This is a genomic window from Polycladomyces abyssicola (genome assembly GCF_018326425.1).
In the GTDB taxonomy this organism is placed as follows: domain Bacteria; phylum Bacillota; class Bacilli; order Thermoactinomycetales; family JIR-001; genus Polycladomyces; species Polycladomyces abyssicola.
Genome location: NZ_AP024601.1, coordinates 723,670 through 740,962, shown reverse-complemented (window position 1 = coordinate 740,962; position 17,293 = coordinate 723,670). Strand labels below are relative to the sequence as shown.

At 50.8% G+C, this 17,293-nt stretch carries 18 protein-coding genes; 6 read left to right on the top strand and 12 right to left on the bottom strand.

What is annotated here, in order from left to right:
* Positions 1-409: 409 nt before the first annotated feature.
* From kynA to kynU, 3 genes are read right to left on the bottom strand one after another with little or no spacing between them, the layout of a single operon-like run.
* Complete coding sequence (gene kynA, locus KI215_RS03765) at positions 410-1,231, bottom strand: tryptophan 2,3-dioxygenase (RefSeq protein WP_420830167.1); 822 nt, start codon at positions 1,229-1,231, stop codon at positions 410-412.
* Positions 1,232-1,244: 13 nt separating this feature from the next.
* A complete protein-coding gene (gene kynB, locus KI215_RS03760; protein WP_212774248.1) occupies positions 1,245-1,865 on the bottom strand; it encodes an arylformamidase in 621 nt (206 codons plus the stop codon).
* Positions 1,866-1,907: 42 nt separating this feature from the next.
* A complete protein-coding gene (gene kynU / locus KI215_RS03755; RefSeq protein WP_212774247.1) occupies positions 1,908-3,194 on the bottom strand; it encodes a kynureninase in 1,287 nt (428 codons plus the stop codon).
* A 307-nt stretch (positions 3,195-3,501) separates the two neighbouring features.
* Here kynU and KI215_RS03750 point away from each other — a divergent pair, with 307 nt between their 5' ends.
* Complete coding sequence (locus KI215_RS03750; RefSeq protein WP_212774246.1) at positions 3,502-4,830, top strand: helix-turn-helix domain-containing protein; 1,329 nt, start codon at positions 3,502-3,504, stop codon at positions 4,828-4,830.
* Positions 4,831-5,116: 286 nt separating this feature from the next.
* Here the strand turns inward: KI215_RS03750 and KI215_RS03745 are convergent, their stop codons facing one another.
* The gene (locus KI215_RS03745) at positions 5,117-5,524 is read right to left on the bottom strand and encodes a gamma-glutamylcyclotransferase family protein (protein WP_212774245.1); all 408 of its coding nucleotides are present in this window, start codon (positions 5,522-5,524) and stop codon (positions 5,117-5,119) included.
* Positions 5,525-5,693: 169 nt separating this feature from the next.
* Here KI215_RS03745 and KI215_RS03740 point away from each other — a divergent pair, with 169 nt between their 5' ends.
* Positions 5,694-6,785 (top strand): DUF4424 family protein, encoded by a 1,092-nt coding sequence (locus KI215_RS03740; RefSeq protein ID WP_212774244.1) that lies wholly within the window; start codon positions 5,694-5,696, stop codon positions 6,783-6,785.
* Here the strand turns inward: KI215_RS03740 and KI215_RS03735 are convergent.
* The 5 genes from KI215_RS03735 to KI215_RS03715 form a co-directional block, all read right to left on the bottom strand.
* On the bottom strand, positions 6,776-7,204 hold the full coding sequence (locus tag KI215_RS03735; RefSeq protein ID WP_212774243.1) for a hypothetical protein: 429 nt from the start codon (positions 7,202-7,204) through the stop codon (positions 6,776-6,778). The genes KI215_RS03740 and KI215_RS03735 overlap by 10 nt on opposite strands.
* Positions 7,205-7,265: 61 nt before the next feature.
* On the bottom strand, positions 7,266-7,820 hold the full coding sequence (locus KI215_RS03730; protein ID WP_212774242.1) for a hypothetical protein: 555 nt from the start codon (positions 7,818-7,820) through the stop codon (positions 7,266-7,268).
* A 186-nt stretch (positions 7,821-8,006) separates the two neighbouring features.
* Positions 8,007-8,303, bottom strand: coding sequence for a hypothetical protein (locus KI215_RS03725; protein WP_212774241.1), 297 nt, complete (start codon positions 8,301-8,303; stop codon positions 8,007-8,009).
* Positions 8,304-8,426: 123 nt separating this feature from the next.
* Complete coding sequence (locus tag KI215_RS03720; protein WP_212774240.1) at positions 8,427-9,752, bottom strand: MFS transporter; 1,326 nt, start codon at positions 9,750-9,752, stop codon at positions 8,427-8,429.
* A 194-nt stretch (positions 9,753-9,946) separates the two neighbouring features.
* A complete protein-coding gene (locus KI215_RS03715) occupies positions 9,947-11,383 on the bottom strand; it encodes an RtcB family protein (RefSeq protein WP_212774239.1) in 1,437 nt (478 codons plus the stop codon).
* A gap of 163 nt (positions 11,384-11,546) precedes the next feature.
* Between KI215_RS03715 and KI215_RS03710 the strand changes: the two genes are divergently transcribed.
* Positions 11,547-12,038 carry a DinB family protein gene (locus KI215_RS03710; protein WP_212774238.1) on the top strand — a complete coding sequence of 164 codons (492 nt, stop codon included), beginning with the start codon at positions 11,547-11,549 and terminating at the stop codon, positions 12,036-12,038.
* A 50-nt stretch (positions 12,039-12,088) separates the two neighbouring features.
* Here the strand turns inward: KI215_RS03710 and KI215_RS03705 are convergent, their stop codons facing one another.
* On the bottom strand, positions 12,089-12,778 hold the full coding sequence (locus KI215_RS03705) for a TerC family protein (RefSeq protein ID WP_212774237.1): 690 nt from the start codon (positions 12,776-12,778) through the stop codon (positions 12,089-12,091).
* A 587-nt stretch (positions 12,779-13,365) separates the two neighbouring features.
* Here KI215_RS03705 and KI215_RS03700 point away from each other — a divergent pair.
* Positions 13,366-14,001 (top strand): YkyA family protein, encoded by a 636-nt coding sequence (locus KI215_RS03700; RefSeq protein ID WP_212774236.1) that lies wholly within the window; start codon positions 13,366-13,368, stop codon positions 13,999-14,001.
* 127 nt (positions 14,002-14,128) lie between these two features.
* Here the strand turns inward: KI215_RS03700 and KI215_RS03695 are convergent, their stop codons facing one another.
* Entirely contained in the window at positions 14,129-15,136 is a 1,008-nt protein-coding gene (locus KI215_RS03695; protein ID WP_212774235.1) for a LacI family DNA-binding transcriptional regulator, read from the bottom strand.
* Between the two features lie 173 nt (positions 15,137-15,309).
* Here KI215_RS03695 and KI215_RS03690 point away from each other — a divergent pair, with 173 nt between their 5' ends.
* Positions 15,310-15,789, top strand: coding sequence for a divergent PAP2 family protein (locus KI215_RS03690; protein WP_212774234.1), 480 nt, complete (start codon positions 15,310-15,312; stop codon positions 15,787-15,789).
* Here KI215_RS03690 and KI215_RS03685 read toward each other — a convergent pair.
* Positions 15,782-16,360, bottom strand: coding sequence for a GNAT family N-acetyltransferase (locus KI215_RS03685; RefSeq protein WP_212774233.1), 579 nt, complete (start codon positions 16,358-16,360; stop codon positions 15,782-15,784). The genes KI215_RS03690 and KI215_RS03685 overlap by 8 nt on opposite strands.
* An 81-nt stretch (positions 16,361-16,441) precedes the next feature.
* On the opposite strand from KI215_RS03685, the gene KI215_RS03680 reads away from it, so the two are divergent.
* Entirely contained in the window at positions 16,442-17,269 is an 828-nt protein-coding gene (locus tag KI215_RS03680) for an ABC transporter substrate-binding protein (protein WP_212774232.1), read from the top strand.
* The last annotated feature ends 24 nt before the right edge of the window (positions 17,270-17,293 follow it).

The window sequence follows — 17,293 nt, the reverse complement described above, 5'->3', positions numbered from 1 at the left end:
CGCTCATACGTTCGATTATACTATAGACAAGTTGCTCTTGACATCCCCACAAGGGGGATTGGCAACGCCGCCTTTCATCCCACGATTAAAACCGTGGGCTTTTAGGCGGCAGTTTCTGTAAATAAAGCTTCTGCTATACGGAGAAAATCATTAACAGCTGCGAATACACGACTGTTGTTATATCTCCCTTCGTGACATAATCAGCTGATCATAACCATCCTCAGTGCCGGATGAGTTTAAATGAGGGCTAAATCGCGGAGCGATCCGCGTCTTTTTCTTTTGCCTTAACATAAGCTATTGCCGTAGAGGAAAGTGTGTGGCTAACAGAAAAGAACGCACCAGAAGCGAACGGATCGATTCTGGTGCGTTTCGTGCCCAAAACTCTCCCTTCCCACCAAAGCCCTCTCATTCACAACTTTGTTCGAAGACCCCACAGCTCGGGAAAGAACCGGTGATCCAGCGTCTTTTTCAGGTATTGGACGCCGGAAGAACCGCCCGTTCCCGTCTTATTGCCGATGATGCGCTCCACTGTAGTCACATGGCGGAAGCGCCATTGCCGCACCCAGTCTTCGAGGTCGACCAGCTTTTCGGCCAGTTGGTAGAGGTCCCAATAGGATTCCACATCGCGATATACCGCCAGCCAAGCCGCTTCCACACTGGGGTGCGCTTGGTAAGGCTGGGTATAGTCCCGGTTGAGCACATCAGGGGGAATGGCCAAACCCGCTCGGGCCAACGCCTGGATGGCGACATCGTAGAGGCTCGGGGCATGCAGTGCTTCATGCAACTGTCGGTACAGTTCCGCATCTTTTCGATAGATATCCAAAATGTGCCGGGTTTTATACCCGAGGGCAAACTCGATCATCCGGTGTTGATACGATTGAAAACCGGAAGCCCGGCCCAATTGGTCACGGAACTCCAGATATTCGGCGGGAGTCAGGGTGGAGAGGACATCCCATGACTGGATAATCTGGGACTGAATTTTGGAAACACGGGCCAACATCTTGAACGCGCGGGACAGCTCCCTGTTTTGGATACATTGGATTGCCGCTTGAATCTCGTGCAACATCAATTTCATCCAGAGTTCGCTCACCTGGTGAATGACAATAAACAGCATCTCGTCATGATGGCCGGACAAGCGTTGCTGCCCGGACAGAATACGGTCCAACTGCAGGTACTCCCCGTAGGTCATCTGATCGCGAAAATCGGTGTGAATCCCTTTTTCGTCATGCATCACATACACCCCCTTATTCATACGGACGCAACAGCGCACGGACCGGGCTGGCATCTGCATCTCGGAGCGCGAGCGGCACGGCGATCAACTCGTAATCACCCGGTTGGACTCGATCCAACACCACGTTTTCCAAAATGCAAATCCCGTATCGAAACAGGGCGTGATGCGCCGCCAACTCCTTACTGTCCAATGGGTCTACGGAAGGCACGTCCACTCCGAGCAACCGCACCCCTTTTTCATGCAAATAGGCGGCGGCATCCGGCCGCACATAGGTAATGGTACCGGGGAACACCGTCGGGTCAGATACGGGACGTGTCCGCAACAACAATCGCTTGACCCCCTCCAGATCATAGGCGGACAACTCTTCGGCACCGACACTTTCATGGGAAGAGACGTCGATCACGCGTGCAGGCCCCACAAACACCTCGATATCCAGCTCCATCACTCTGTAGCCCGTATCATCAAAATGAAACGGCGCATCGACATGTGTTCCCGTATGCGTGCTCATCGTCAACTTGCCGACATTGACGGAACCATACTCCATGGTCCACGACAACGCAAACGAAAACGGCGTATCTCCCGGCCATCCCGCGATGTCATTGCTCAACGGTTGTGAGATATCCAACCATTTCATGCTGATTCTCCTCTCGTCGGAATATGGATGACCAAACGCGCCCTAAGCCACCACATCCCGTGTATTTTCATACTGCTTGTATAGTCCCGTCTCCATGATCTCCTTGAGGATTTGAACACACTTCCAAATCTCCTCAAAGGTTGTGTAGAGCGCAACCGGAGCGAAACGAATTCCGTTCGGCGCGCGAAAATCGGGGATGACACCGTTGGCTTTCAATGCTTTACAGATACGCGCCGCCTCGGGGTGTTCCAGATAGACGTGTCCGCCGCGACGGTGATACTCCAGCGGGCTTCCGATCATAAATCCATATCCGATGAGTTCCCGTTCGATGAGGAAAATCAGATAATGTGTCAGTTGCAGTGATTTTCGGCGTACCCGGTCAATGCCCGCTTCCGCAAACATTTCCAATGAACCGATCAGGGGGGCGGCGCTCAAAATGTGCGGTGTTCCCAGCTGGTAAGCGCCGGCGTGTTCGGCAAGGGTCAGCGTATGGGCCATGTCGAACTGTTGATCCTTACGCGAACCGAACCATCCCGTCAAGCCGGGTGTGCGATCAAAATGCCGGCGATGGACATACAGTCCAGCCACTCCTCCCGGGCCGGCATTCAGGTACTTGTAGTTACACCAAACGGCAAAATCAACGCCCCACTCACTCAACGCATGCGGGATCGCACCGATGGAATGGCAGCAATCGAAACCGATGAGAATTTCCCGTCGGTGCGCTTCCTCCGTCAGCCGTTTCATGTCGAGAATTTGTCCGCTCCGGTACAACACACTGGGCAGCACGATCAACGCGATCTCGTCGGTCATGGCGGCAACAACATCTTCTTCCTCGATGAAACGGCCGTCGCGACTTTTTACTTTGACCAAATGTGTCTCAGGATCATACCCCTTCCATTTGATTTGGCTTTGCAAAACATAAATATCGGTGGGGAAGGCCAGTTCATCCGCTAAAATCTTTGTTCTTCCACCCCGGGGTTGATAAAAAGTGGCCACCGCCTGATGCAGATTGACCGTCGTAGAACCGGTTACAATCACTTCCTCGGGAGAAGCTCCGATCAAGGGAGCGGACATTTCCCCCAATCGTTCCGACAGATCAAACCACGGATACCGTCCCTGGGTCCAGCCTTCAATCCCCAGTTTCTTCCACGACTCCAACATCTCCAGTAGTGATTGTTCAGCCCGCTTGGACAGTAAACCTAGTGAGTTGCCATCCAAATAAATCGTCCCCTCCGGGATGTAAAAGTCATCGCGAAATGAAGACAGCTCATCCTGGCGATCCAAACGCAGGGCGCATTCATACGTCGGGTCAAAAGAGGAAACATCCATTGTATACAGCCCTTTCTGACAATTTCTATGTCCAGTATACGATGAACCCGACAACGTGTCATGCCGAAGCGGGCCCCATTCCTTTTTTTCGTGTTCACCGTGTAGATATTGAATCAATTCCACTCTGAAACTTTTTCATGCTTGTTTGAACGAGAGAAGATCATTTAATCGTGTTCCCCTCTCTCTCCCGTTCCTCATCAAAAATATATCTCTCAATCACTTTTTTTTAACTCACCCTATTTCCAAATAGTGAAAGTTCATGTATGATAGGAGTAATTAGAGAATGGAATAAAAAGGGGTGTCCCGCATGAGCGAATTTGATATTCTTCAAATTGGCTCCCTGATTCGGAAAGTTCGGAAAGATCGTGGTCTCCGTTTGGAAGATATAGCAGATGAAAACATCTCCCCCGCCACAGTCAGCAATATCGAACGCGGCGTTCCCCACGTCAGCATGGATAAGGTAATGTACCTTCTTGAGAAATTGGGTCTCACCATGGATGATATCCCCCAGATCATTGAGAATGAAGAGTATGAACTGGATCGGTTGAAGTTGCGCTTGCTGTCGATTGAATCAATGTTAGACTACGGAGATCCCAACGAATTAATCAACCTTCTGAACGCCCTTCAACTGGGTGACGATCATCAATACGCCGCCCATGTTCATTACCTAAAAGGAAAATGCCACAGCAAAAAGTCCGATTGGAAAAAAGCGGAGAAATGTTTTTTGAATGCGATTCGTCTATCCGCTACAAGTCGCTACAGTCAAAAAGACAATATAGAGGCTCGTAGCTTCAGCGATCTCGGTATCTGTTATTATTATCAAAATGATTTAATTCAAGCACTTCAATATACGGAAAACGCTGAAGATGCATTTGTCGATGAAGGCGGATATAAACATTATAAGTATATTATTAATTGTAATAAGGCTCGTTATCTCGAAAAATTGGGAAGATTGGGAGATGCATTGAAAGTCGTGAATGAGTTGTGGAATCATATCGATGAGATGGACGATAATACCGCTCTTCATCTTTATGAAATCCGTGTTTATCTATTCAAACGAAACAAAATGTATGAAGAAGCGATCCAGTATGCCAAAGAAGGAATATACTTGGCCAGTCTGAATGGGGACAAGCTTTCATTGTTTTATCTATGGACGGCATTGGGGAGTACCTATCTGGCAATGAAGAACTTCGAAGAAGCCGAAGTCTGTCTGACGACTGCTCTATCGTTTGGCAACACGGATTCCAAAAATGTACTGGTTCAAGCTTATTCCAAATTGTCTATTGTCTATATGGAACAAGAACGTTGGGAAGAAGCTCAAAACATACTGAACAAAACCGAAACTCTCGCAGAACAAACCGATGCTCTTTCTTCATTTTTTGCTTACACCGTTATTGGCGATTTTTACAAAAAAAAGGGACGATCTCATCAAGCCATTCATTTCTACCAAAAAGCACTGGATTTAGCACGTAGATACCATCACACAAGATTGGAACATAAAGCACTTTTCCGTCTCGCCCAACTAAAAAGAAACGAAAATAAAGAGGAATTTGCGGCCTACTTGGAAAATATGTTTGAAGTAGCAGTTGCTTTGGAGAAAATGGGTGAGGAGGGAGATTACAGTGACATACTCTAGACTCATTATGTTGGTAGCCTTCATCGTAGTAACATTGTCAATTTCACACCTTGTCGACATCAATGTTTGGCATTCTACAGTCACGGCCGATGTATTCCCTAACAGTGGTGATCCCAAGTCATTGATTGGTTGATACAGACAATTATGAGCAAGCGGGAAAACCCAGCCCGTTCCTCTGGTACTTTAGCTGTGTGAAGCAAGTCACACGCCCTCCTGTAAAGCGCCTCACATTTTATGTAGTGAGGCTTTTCTTTTTCTTATGGCGATTCTATGCAACACATCCGTGTCAAACATATCGTTTGGACCAATCACCGTCTTCCACTCGTTCCCCCAACTCCCTCTCGCTTCCGTTCCAAAAATAGCACCACGCCTGTTCCTCTCTACCATCAGCCGTTATAGCGGTAACGACTTTTCGCAGATACAGACTGCCGGCCTCGTCGCGAGGATCATAATCCTCCCAATCATCCAGCGCAACCATCACACTGTCGTATACATCCGGTGCGATGTGGATCAACTCTCCCTTCACCTCGCCGTCTCCCGGTACCAGGCAGGGCCAGGGAAGCGAAACATGTGTATAGAGGAAACCTCGTACACGGGCCGGTGTTTCATTCACTGTTTTCCCTTTCAACAACCGGTCATAATGGATATTTCCCGGACGTAGAGAACCGTACACAAAGAAAGGCAATCTATGCATGCGTGATCCCCCTCTTGCATCGGAAAAAGTGGGTTTTCTTTTTTGCCTCCGATCTGTATAGTAAAGATACCTACTGTGAATTTTCAAACAATGATTCCCCTCTACATCGATATCCCAAATATCCCATACCCAACCTCACAGTGGGAATCCGATTCTTATGAGGTGTCTCATGCGAACGTATGTGATGCTCATCTTCCTTTGTTGTTCCGTTTGGGCCATCCTTTTTCCCTTACCCGTCGCCGATGCAAACGGTGGTCCCACCATCACTTTCCCCCAGCAAAACGGTGGTTTACAGTTTGATCCGGATTCCAACATCCGCCTTGTTTCCGAACAAGTCCATTATACTATGCATGAGAAGAAACCGTCAGAGGTAGAAGTGCGGTACCAACTGCTGAATGAAAGCGGTCAAGCAAAACGGTTCACGATTTTGTTCGTCACACCCAAGATCAGTTTTGAGCCGCAGGACATCGTGAAACGTCTTCAGGCCATGCATCATTTCGAGGTGACAGTGAACGGACAACCTCTGTCTCTACAACCGGCGATGGCCGTGATGATTCGTAACTGGCGGGCAAAGATCGTCGATCCGGTTCGCGATCCCATCGACAACCGGCCCCTGTCCGGAAATGCCGGAACCCAAACGGCGCTGAACGGCATCAAAATCCCACTACAGATCCGACAGGGTGAAGCCCTCACCGTCCATTTCCGTTACACGCCTTTCGGCGGATATTACAACCGGGATGTCGTTTACCCTGTCTTTTCGCAATGGTACATGCTCACCCCGGCGGCCTTCTGGTCTGGTGAACCGTCGGTCCACTTGCGTGTGACCATGCCGTCCCACTATGTCCTCCACTCCAACATTCCGCTGAAACAGACCGGGAGCGGCCGATACGAAGCGAAATTGAACCGTTTGCCGGAAAAGGAATGGGTATTGTCCTACGCTAAACCCGAAGGATTGTGGTGGGGCACCAACCGATTATGGCTGAACAATGTCATATGGATCACCGTCATCTGGGGAATAGCGTGGCTGATCCTGCGATGGGGGATGCGAAGTCATCGGGCCCTCCCGTATCTCGCCTATCTGGTTCCCTTGTCGCTGGGACCTTGGCAAATCCGTAAAATCATGGGGTATCCGTTGGACCCCATCATGCTCCCGCTATGCTATGCATTCCTATTGGCTGTTGTGTTTTTCCTGCATCGAATAATGCGCTCCCGTCTCTCACAACGTCAGTTGAATCAGAACAAAATTCCCTTTCATTCCTGACCCATCGACGGTTTCGATTTGGAGGCCTTCTTTTGTGCCGGCAACACCGTTTTTTCCGTTACCAATGGAAGGAAGTACTGACGGTACGACCAGAAAAGGTGTCCCCAAAGAAGTGAGAGGAACACCGCCAATGGCAACATGCCCGGATCAACAAACCAGTGAAAACAGAAGATGTTGACGACGAGTGGAGCCAGAACGACCAGCGCAAAAGGGACGAAGCGGTTTATGAGAAGCAACAGGGCAGAGACCAATTCTGTCCCTTTGACCAGTACCAGCAGATATCCATTCCCTAGAAACGCTTCCGCAGCGGGACTGGTTGGCAAAAACGCACCCCACCCCAGAATGACTGCCCACCCGTTCAGAGCGGCGGACAGGAAAATCAATCCCAGCAGCCATCGAAAAACTGTCACCACCGTCATCTTACATTCCCCTTTCTTCTCATGACGTGAGGTGCCGCCTCTTTTCATCAACGGACACATCCTAACGTCCGATGATCTCAATTAGATCCTGTAACTGTTTTTTGGGAAGCCGGGGATAACTGGCACCCTCCACCCGGACCCTGATCCGCTTTCCTTTGTTCGTCGTCAGCAGCTTTTCCTTGCCAGAAGCGGATGAAACCGGCATATCCAACGATCCGTTCGGCCGGATGGTCCACTCCCCATTGGCAAATCTGGTGCTGTAGATACCGGAAGAGTCCTCTCGCAGAAACAGCAGCATCCGTTGATGCGGGCGGGGTTTTACATACAGAGGATACTTCACGTAAACCGGTTTGCCACGATCATCTCGAATGCTTTTAAAATATATGCGATCTTGTTTGGCAATATGGATACGCTTCCCTTGCACCCGCCCCTTGAGGACACGCTCTACTTGAAACGGATACAAGCGTGTGGTATTCGCATCCCGACGACCGGTCACGTCCGTATACGAACCCACGACGATAACTGGTAAATCACGGATCAACGTCTTCCAATCATCGGTGACGACAACATCCAGATACATCACCATCTCCTGAGGAGTGCTGATCGTTTCTTGCACCCACCCCGTCACGCCAATCATAGCCGCCAGTACGAGTAATACGATTCACCACCGCACAATTCCCACATCCTCGTTGATTGATGTTCCCCATCGGATCGAATCATCGTCATTATTACTTATGCACTTCGTGTTCTTCTCCTTTATCAAAAATAATGACCCGGCACTGAGTTGCCGGGTACAATTCTTTCACATCTCCAACAGACCGCCGGTTCCCACCAAAACCGCCCGGTTGTCGATGGCATTTTCGATATTGACCAGTCCTGCATATTCTTTTTCATCCTCGGCTACGATCGTAATCGACAAGTTGGTTTCCTTTTTCTCTACCAGGTACCGGATCTCATCCATATTGCTGATTTGCTCCAGCTCCACACGCCATTGATCATCAGCGATGAGTATAAGTCCTTGACGAAACGCTACTGTAATCGGTTCTTCCTGTTGGGCCGAAAAGATTTGCAGGGATCGAATGGATTGTCCTTGTGCCATCATTTCACCTCCCCTCTCATCATAATGGGGAGAGAAAGAGGTGAAAAGAGGCTTTGTATTTTATCTGGAAGCTGCTCCCGACCGACTGCAAACCGGAAACCGGATCCCGTATATGGTCAATCGTTATTCCAACTCTGTCTGATAGGTTTCTTTGATCCGCAACAAAACCAGCGTCGTCACCAGGGCGGAACCGATGACGTAAAAGGTGGGTGCCAATGGGTTATGGGTGAGCGAAACAAGATAAGTGGCGATAAACGGTGCTGTACCGCCAAAAGTGGCAACAGCCACGTTGTAGCCCACCGATAACGCACTGGCGCGTACCTGCGTCGGAAACAACTCCGCCAGTGTGGTCGGGGCGGGTCCGTTGTACAACGCGCAAAAGATGGCCAACAACAGTTGCGAGACCAATAGCATGATCATACCGTCATCCATCAGGTGAAACAGTGAATACACCGTCACCGCCAATCCAATGGACGACCCGAGCAACAGCGGTTTGCGTCCGTATCGGTCAGACAGCCAACCCACCAGCGGAATCAACAGGCTGAAGAAGGCCAACATGACCGAGTTCACGATCAAACTGGTGGAAAAAGGCAGTTTCAACACTTCAGACAGATAGGTGGGCATGTAGGTGAGCAGCAGGTAGTACGAAACGGTCCAATGCATCGTAAACCCGATCGTTTTCAGCAGTTGAAGGGGATATTTGCGAAAAGCATCGATCAGGGGACGCTCCGGCACTTTGTCCGCTTGTTTCAACCCTTCAAAAAACGGGGTATCCTTCATTCTCACCCGCAAGTACCAACCGACTATGCCAACAAGCACACCGCCGATAAACGGCAAGCGCCAACCCCAGCTGTAGAGATCCTGCTCGGACAACGTTGAATTGAGCAAGGCAGCGATCAGGGAGCCGAGCAACAGCGATACACCCGAACCAAATTCCAGCCAACTGCCAGCCAAACCACGCTTACCCCGCGGGGCATACTCGACAATGAACGACGTGCTGCTGCCCCATTCTCCTCCGGCAGACAAACCTTGAAGCAGTCGGGCCAAGATCAGCAACACCGGCGCCCAGATCCCGATTTGCGCATAGGTCGGCAACACGCCGATCATGAAGGTGGCCAACCCCATCAAAAAAACGGTGAACATCAGCGAAGTTTTTCGACCCAACCGATCACTGACCGATCCGAAAAACATCGCCCCCAACGGTCGAACGACAAACCCGATGGCAAACACGGCAAATGTCATCAACAGCGAGGCGATCCGGTCGGCGGCGGGAAAGAACAGCTTACTGATCACCGGCGCAAAATATCCGTATACTGCCCAGTCGTACCACTCCATGATATTCCCGAACGTTCCTACCAGCACAGCCTTTTTCGAAGCTGCACCGTCGGCGGGTGCCTTGGTTCCCACCGATTGCACCTGCTTCGGTGTCACCCCCGGTTTCGGGTTCATGCACCACACTCCTTTTTTCTATTTACGTAACCTTTTTTCTGAATGATGAAACTTTTCTTCCCAAAAAATAGGCCTTTTGCAGTATGAAAAAGTTCCCGAAACCTTGCCTGGTTCGGGAACTTTTATAGGATGTCTGTGTTTAAGATTGAGCCGTATCTGATCAATATCGCATGTATCGCTTTCTCGGCTCGCTCTCAAACACCTTTTACGACTGCCATCGGGCGGCATTGGGCAACGACGGAAGCCAGATTGGCCCCAACAACGGAATCGATGATCTGGTCCACATCCTTGTATGCTTGCGGACATTCGTCCAAAATGGAGGCCAGCGTACGTTGGTTGACCAAAATCTCATCCTCCGTACCCACTTTCAGGGACTGGGAAAACTGATCCACCGTGACCGTTTCCTTGGTGGCCCTTCGTGAACGGACCCTTCCCGCTCCATGGCAGATGGAATAGAAGTTTTTCTCGCCTTCCTTTTTCCCCACCATGATATAGGAGGAAGTGCCCATCGAACCGGGGATCAGTGCGGGGTGGCCGGTCTCCTTATACGCCGGGGAATTGAGCGGATGACCGGGTGGCAGCGCACGAGTGGTTCCCTTGCGGTGGACGAGCATCCCTCGGTTACGATGCGGCTCCTTCAGTGCATAATTGTGCATGAGGTCGTACAGGACGGGCATTTCGAATTCGGAACCGAATACGTCTTTCAATCCTTCGCGCACCCCGTATGCGATCATGTGCCGATTGGTCACTGCGTAGTTGAGCGCGGAGTACATCAGATTAAGATATCGTTGTCCCTGTTCCGTATTGATGGGCGCATACACCAGGTTGGGGTCGGGGGTTCCTACACCCCACAGCTCCATCGCCTTTTTGAAATCCCGCGTATAACGAGGCCCCAGCATGCCGCCCCATGCCCGGGAACCCGAATGGATCATGACCACCACCTGACCGTCGAACAATCCCCACTTTTCGGCGATGTGACGGTTCTCTTCCTGGATGATCACACTCTGGATCTCGATGAAATGGTTCCCTCCGCCCAGAGTACCCAGTTGTCCCCACGCACGCGCCCACATTTTGTCCGGAATCTCATCGAGATAATCGGTGTTGAAAGAAAACTTGGCATGTTCCACATGGGTGAACGAACGGGTTTTCTTGGGGGTATAGGCATCAGGCACATACCGTTTGGGAAGCCCGTACAGCCCTTCCGTCACCACATCTTCCAAGCGGATGTCCTTGTATTGCGACGAGGCGCGTTCGTTGGTCGGTACGTAGCGCTCGATCGCCTCGATGATCTCGCGCCGCAATTGTTTATCCTGAATATCTTCCTTTCGCAGTGGGGTGAGATGTACCCGCATCCCGCATCCAATGTCCGAACCGACGATGGACGGGGAAACAAAACCGTCTTTCAAATCCCAGACGGCGGTCGTCCCGATACATGTGCCGATGCCTACATGCGCATCCGGTGTATAGCTCATGTACACATTGCGCGGGATCCGCAGATTGTTGTCTGCCATTTGATACACCTTGTGATCCAAGGCGGAAAAAACTTCGTCGTTGGCAAACACATGCAATTGTCCGTGAGGTAAGCGCACTTCCTTGTGGTTGCTTCCGTGATCTCGAATGAACTCCGTCATCATATCCTCCTCTTGTTTTAACGGACCATTGGAATTTCCATCTTAATGAATACGATTTCGAATTGTCAATATGTTTCGGGCCAATACAGGCAGGAGAAAACGGTGACTTGGAGAACATCCCATACGGTCCTCTCTCCACAACCACCTACAGGGAGTGAATACAGTGTACACTTTGTTTCGATACAACTGGCAGGTTCGGGACGAATGGTTTCAACTGTGCGATACTTTGCCTCATGAGGAATTGATGCGTCCGCGTACCGGCGGGTTGGGCTGTATCCTGCGCACCTTGTTTCACATCGTGGATGTGGAATACAGTTGGATCCTCTTTCTTCAGGGAAAACCGGATTTTGAGGAAACGTTTGAACAGCATGCCACACTCGCATCCGTCAAACGTTTGTCCGAATCCTTTCGGCCTGAAGTGGAACGTTTTCTACAGATGTGGTCGAATGAAATGGAAACCCGCACCTTGCAGATCACAGGACGGAGCGGGCAACTGTCCACATTTACTCACGGAGAAATCCTGCGGCACGTCATCGCTCACGAAATCCACCATGTCGGCCAACTTTCCGTCTGGGCGCGGGAATTGAATCTGACTCCGCCGTCAGCCAACGTGATCGGCAGAAAACTGATGGAGCGAGAACAAGGCTTGACCTGAAGAACAACGGGAGCCGCATAGTAACGGCTCCCGTTTATCATGTTCCTCGGTCAAGCCCCCACTTGCTGCTCCTCCTGCGTGTGGCTTTTTGGATTTTTTTGCTTGTTTTTCCAATACCCCAGAGCGATTACACCCGTCGTGACCAACAGGCTGACCACCCATTTCAACCACTCCATGTCCTCCAACCAACTCCGGATAAGCGGTTCTTCCATCAGCATGGACCCTGCCGTCCAAGCGATCACCCCGGAACCGATATACACAATCACGGGAAAACGATCGATCCATTTGATGATGAGAGAACTCCCCCAAATCATGATTGGGACGCTCAGTAGGAGTCCCAGAATCACGAGCAGGAAACTGCCGTGCGCCACTCCGGCTACCGCCAGTACATTGTCCAATCCCATGGCGGCATCAGCGATCACGATGGTACGAATCGCATTCCACAAACTGGACTCCGCTTGAATGTGATGCTCCTCTTTTTCTTCCACCAGCAATTTGAATGCGATCCATACGAGCAACAATCCGCCGACCAGCATCAGTCCCGGTATCTTCAGCAGCCACACCACCAACAACGTTGCCAAGGAGCGAATACCGATCGCACCGAACGTTCCCCAGAATATCGCTTTTTTCTGTTGATCTTTCGGCAATTGGCGTGCAGCCAGTCCGATCACCAACGCATTGTCCCCCGCCAACAATAAATCAATCATGATGATGGCCAACAGTGCGGATACAAATTCCATGATGTCCCCCTCCCTCAACGTTGGATGTTCTCTTTCATCAGATCCTTTCAATCAAGGGGAGTGCGGAAATACGATTTACGCAGACGCTCAAAACGGCGGAATTCGAACGCCATCGCGCATTTTCACGCACTCCTTTCCCCGTGAACCGCGATTCATCCGTATTTCATGAAGGCCCCCCCTTTCGGCGCCGAAAAAGTAAAGCGACCTTCACCCGGGCGGGTAAAGGTCGCATATAAAAAGACCTTTACCCGTCAGGTAAAGGTCTCGCTCACAACGTTACCGTTGCCGACAAAGCCGGGGACATACGTCCCGTAATGACGACTTTGCCGTTCCAGCTACTCCCCTTTAACTCCATTATATAGAGAACCCTATGACATGGTCAATGGTCAAACAAGTTTTTTTTCTAGATACAGATCCCCTTTCTGATTCCAATACCGGCTCTCATTCCCAAGTTCCGTACAATTCCTCGACAACCGTCAGGATTTCCCCTCACATCTGGTGCGGATGGGAATACATGACTTCCCACGTTTCTACGAATTTGTTTATAATGACAAAGTCAGAAAGGCCATTGGAGAGAGAGGGATAAGGTGCGAAAGTGGTGGATTGCGTGGTGTGCGACGCTGATGCTGACAGGGTGCTCCACCTTTGCCGACTATTATGCAGCAAGCCGCCTTGTCAATGAGATGAATCCCCTCGTACAACAAGACGCTGCGTATCTATCCTTGATGAAACAGTTCCAACACCTGCAACAACAGCAAAATCAACTGGAAGATGCGCTCACCGGAACCAACAAACCAAATGTCAAGAAAGCCATCGCTGTGTTGAATCTGATCGACCGTCAATCTCATTTGATGCAGCAGGCGGCAAAGATCAACCAGAGGGCATGGGAAAAGTTGCCGGAAATCAAACGCTTGGCGGCTGATATCGACAGAAAGGAACCCCGCGCTTGGGCACGCAAAGTGACCACATTATGGGATACCCGACTGAAACTGCGGATTCAAGCCGTCAACCTCATTCAACGGCTTCTTCAGCAGGAAAAAGCGTACTTCGCCCAATTGCAGCAGGGAAAACGGCCGGTACAAGGACCAGACAGCACTCTTAGCGACCGGTACGAACAACTGACCCAGCAGTTGAATGATCAAACCATGGCCTTTAATCAAGCTTGGACCACTTTCAACTACCTCACAACCGCGAAGCCGGTAGCCTCAAGAAAAAGTCAATGAGCCACCGGTTTGCAAGGGGGAAGGAGATTCGGTACAAATGGAACTTTCCCCCTCCCTGCCCTCTGTTTTCAACCCACCGATGCCTGTGATCGAATCGGTTAAACAATGCTTTTTTCTCATTTCTGCCTCACCTGATGGTGCTTTCCCGAACCATCAACTGCGGTTCCAATACCACAGCTTCTCCTTCTCCACCAGACAACAGGCGAACCAATAATTCCGCCGCTTTTGTCCCCATTTGATAGCGGGGCTGGTGAACGGTCGTCAACGGCGGATGGGTATACCGCACCAGATCGATGTCGTCATATCCGACCACGGCCACATCCTCCGGCACACGTTTTCCCCATTGGTGAAGTGCCCGGATCGCTCCGACTGCTATCATGTCACTGGCGCAAAACAGCGCGGTCATGTCGGGGAAGCGATCCAGCAACCGACTCACTCCCTCAATGCCAGCGTCTTCCTTAAAATCGCCATCAAACACCTGATCCGGATCAAAGGTCAGTCCGTTTTCCTCCAATGCCTGACGATACCCCTTCAGCCGGTCAAAACTGACGTAGGCCTGCCGGTGACCGTTAATCATGCCGATGCGGCGGTGCCCGAGATCCACCAAATGCTGCACAGCCATACGAGCCCCTCGAACGTTGTCCACCATCACGTGTCCGCATGTTTTTGAAACCAGCGGAACGTCGATCAGCACGCAAGGCACCGAAGCATCCAACACTTCCTGCAAATATCGGTCATCGGTTCGGACACCCATTAACAATACGCCGTCCAATTGACGACGGGTGCACAGTTCCATATAAGAGATCTCCTGCTGTTGGTACGGGCTGGTCGCAGACAGAATCACATCGTATCCCATCAATACCGCTTGATCATGCACGCCGCGAATAATGTCAAAAATGAAATGATGACTGGAAGAAGAACACGTCAATTCAGAAATAATCAAACCAATGGTTTTGGATTTTTTCATCACTAAACTGCGGGCCACTGCATTCGGACGAAAGTTCATCTCATCAGCGATGCGCAACACCCGCTCCCGCGTGCGAGGGTGGATGTCGGGATAACCGTTCAGCGCTCTCGACACGGTTGTGATCGATACCCCCGCCCTTTTGGCGATATCTTTAATGGTCACGGACATGTTGTTTCCTCCGATGAAAACGTTTTCAGCATCATCATATAAAAATGTTCGTAATTTCGTCAACTATCATATTTACCGGATTGGGAATGACAACCGAACCATCTCGGTATATCATGGGTGTAAAGTTGGAACAACAGATATCGTAGAGGACGAATGAAAGGATGACAGCGGCCATGCACCAGGTCCTGGAGAACTACCCGTTGTGGGCGTCCATCATTGCGATTGCTCTTGCGCAATTTTTAAAGGTTTTATGGAATTACGCCCTCCACCGCGTTTGGGATTGGAATTGGTTAATCAACACCGGCAGTATGCCCAGCGGGCACACGGCGGCTGTCACATCTCTCGCAACCGCCGTCGGCCTGCAGGAAGGTTGGGATTCCCCAGCCTTTGCCATCACCACGATCTTGGCCATCATCGTCATGTACGACGCAACCGGCGTCCGTCGTCATGCCGGGATGCAAGCACAGGTATTGAACCGTTTGATGGAGGATTTCACGCAACTGTTGGCAGAAATACGTCGAAACAAAATCAATCCCCCGCAAGCGGGGGTAAAATTGAAGGAAATATTGGGCCATCAGCCCATCGAAGTCTTTACCGGTGCTTGGTTCGGTATCTTCATCTCTCTCCTCGTCTATTGGTTATGGTTTAAATGAACAGGCTCATGTAGATTTCGTCCACATATTCACCTTTCAGCACATATTGTTTGTGCAAATGACCCTCTTTACGAAAACCGTACTTTTTGTACAGCTTAATCGCCCGCTGATTGTTTGAAAACACATCCAGATTGATTTTTTCCAAGCCGTGCGCTTTGGCCCATGCAATGGTATATTCCATCAGTTTTTTCCCCAGTCCCATTCCACGAAAGCCCGGTGCCAGCCAAGTGCGGAATTTGGCTGTGTGCCGGCTCATCTCCATCGATCCGCGCTTCAAAATGGCGACGCCGGCGATCTTTCCGTTCACCTCGGCCACGGTATACATGCCGCCGTCCTTCTGGATGTCGCGAATCTCCTTCTGGTTCTCCACACCGGACGGCATCGTATCCGGATCTTCTTCCAGATAGACACCTTCCTTCACGACACGTGCCATCCGTTTGGTGATCTCCGCTGCGTCGCTTTCCCGAGCCGGACGGAGGGTGACCCATTGTCCGTCCTTCGTGCAGTACAAACGCCGTTCCCGAAAGGGTCGTTCCACTTTCTTGCCTACGGTTTCCGTTTTCATCGCCATGCGTTGAGTAGCTCCTTTCAAATCGTTCCCTGTGGATCGAATCGGGGAGATGCGGTATGATCGAGAAAAGGAGGGACCATTATGAAGCGCATTGTCTCCATTTGTCCCAGTAATACCGAAATCCTCTGTCTCCTCGGTTTGGAAGACCGCCTCGTCGGTGTGGACGATTATTCCGACTGGCCGGAATCAGTCAAACATCTGCCCCGACTTGGTCCGGATTTGGATATTGACATGGAGAAAGTACATTCGCTCCAGCCTGATTGGGTATTGGCTTCCCTCAGTGTCCCTGGGATGGAGAAAAACGTGGAGCGCCTCCGCCAAGCCGGTATCCCCCATTTGGTTCTTTACCCGAAATCGCTCAAAGATATTCCCCGAGATATCCGAACCGTGGGATCTGTTTGTGGAGTAGAAGAAACGGCAGAGAGAACAGCAACGCTCTTTGAGGATCGAATCCGGGAAATCCGGGAGCGCGTCCCGAAGGGTCAACCCCGACCGCGCCTGTATTGGGAATGGTGGCCCAAACCGGTATTTACACCAGGCGGACGCAACTGGCTGACCGATGTCAGCGAGATCGTCGGTGGGATCAACATTTTCGGCGATGTCGACCGGGAATCGGTCCAGACAGACTGGGAAACGGTAGCTGCCCGGGAACCCGACTATACCCTGATTGTGTGGACCGGCGTACGAACGGACCGCATCCGCAAACAACTTATCACCAACCGACCGGCATTCAGGGGAAAACGGTTTGCACGGGAAGACCGCGTCCACATTTTGGATGAGGGCTGGTACTGCCGCCCCTCCCCGCGACTGCTAACCGGCATTCAACACTTGGCGCATATTCTGTATCCCGACCGTTTCACCGCTCCGGACCCCGACCGTCCGCTGGCCCCCATTGCCGTTCAGCCATAAAAAAACCTCCTCCGATCTCGTCGG

What these genes read in the sequence shown, in the direction of transcription:
- kynA (WP_420830167.1), bottom strand. Translation starts at nt 1,231, where the DNA reads ATGCATGACGAAAAAGGGATTCACACCGATTTTCGCGATCAGATGACC.
- kynB (WP_212774248.1), bottom strand. Translation starts at nt 1,865, where the DNA reads ATGAAATGGTTGGATATCTCACAACCGTTGAGCAATGACATCGCGGGA.
- kynU (WP_212774247.1), bottom strand. Translation starts at nt 3,194, where the DNA reads ATGGATGTTTCCTCTTTTGACCCGACGTATGAATGCGCCCTGCGTTTG.
- KI215_RS03750 (WP_212774246.1), top strand. Translation starts at nt 3,502, where the DNA reads ATGAGCGAATTTGATATTCTTCAAATTGGCTCCCTGATTCGGAAAGTT.
- KI215_RS03745 (WP_212774245.1), bottom strand. Translation starts at nt 5,524, where the DNA reads ATGCATAGATTGCCTTTCTTTGTGTACGGTTCTCTACGTCCGGGAAAT.
- KI215_RS03740 (WP_212774244.1), top strand. Translation starts at nt 5,694, where the DNA reads ATGCGAACGTATGTGATGCTCATCTTCCTTTGTTGTTCCGTTTGGGCC.
- KI215_RS03735 (WP_212774243.1), bottom strand. Translation starts at nt 7,204, where the DNA reads ATGACGGTGGTGACAGTTTTTCGATGGCTGCTGGGATTGATTTTCCTG.
- KI215_RS03725 (WP_212774241.1), bottom strand. Translation starts at nt 8,303, where the DNA reads ATGGCACAAGGACAATCCATTCGATCCCTGCAAATCTTTTCGGCCCAA.
- KI215_RS03720 (WP_212774240.1), bottom strand. Translation starts at nt 9,752, where the DNA reads ATGAACCCGAAACCGGGGGTGACACCGAAGCAGGTGCAATCGGTGGGA.
- KI215_RS03715 (WP_212774239.1), bottom strand. Translation starts at nt 11,383, where the DNA reads ATGACGGAGTTCATTCGAGATCACGGAAGCAACCACAAGGAAGTGCGC.
- KI215_RS03705 (WP_212774237.1), bottom strand. Translation starts at nt 12,778, where the DNA reads ATGGAATTTGTATCCGCACTGTTGGCCATCATCATGATTGATTTATTG.
- KI215_RS03695 (WP_212774235.1), bottom strand. Translation starts at nt 15,136, where the DNA reads ATGTCCGTGACCATTAAAGATATCGCCAAAAGGGCGGGGGTATCGATC.
- KI215_RS03690 (WP_212774234.1), top strand. Translation starts at nt 15,310, where the DNA reads ATGCACCAGGTCCTGGAGAACTACCCGTTGTGGGCGTCCATCATTGCG.
- KI215_RS03685 (WP_212774233.1), bottom strand. Translation starts at nt 16,360, where the DNA reads ATGGCGATGAAAACGGAAACCGTAGGCAAGAAAGTGGAACGACCCTTT.
- KI215_RS03680 (WP_212774232.1), top strand. Translation starts at nt 16,442, where the DNA reads ATGAAGCGCATTGTCTCCATTTGTCCCAGTAATACCGAAATCCTCTGT.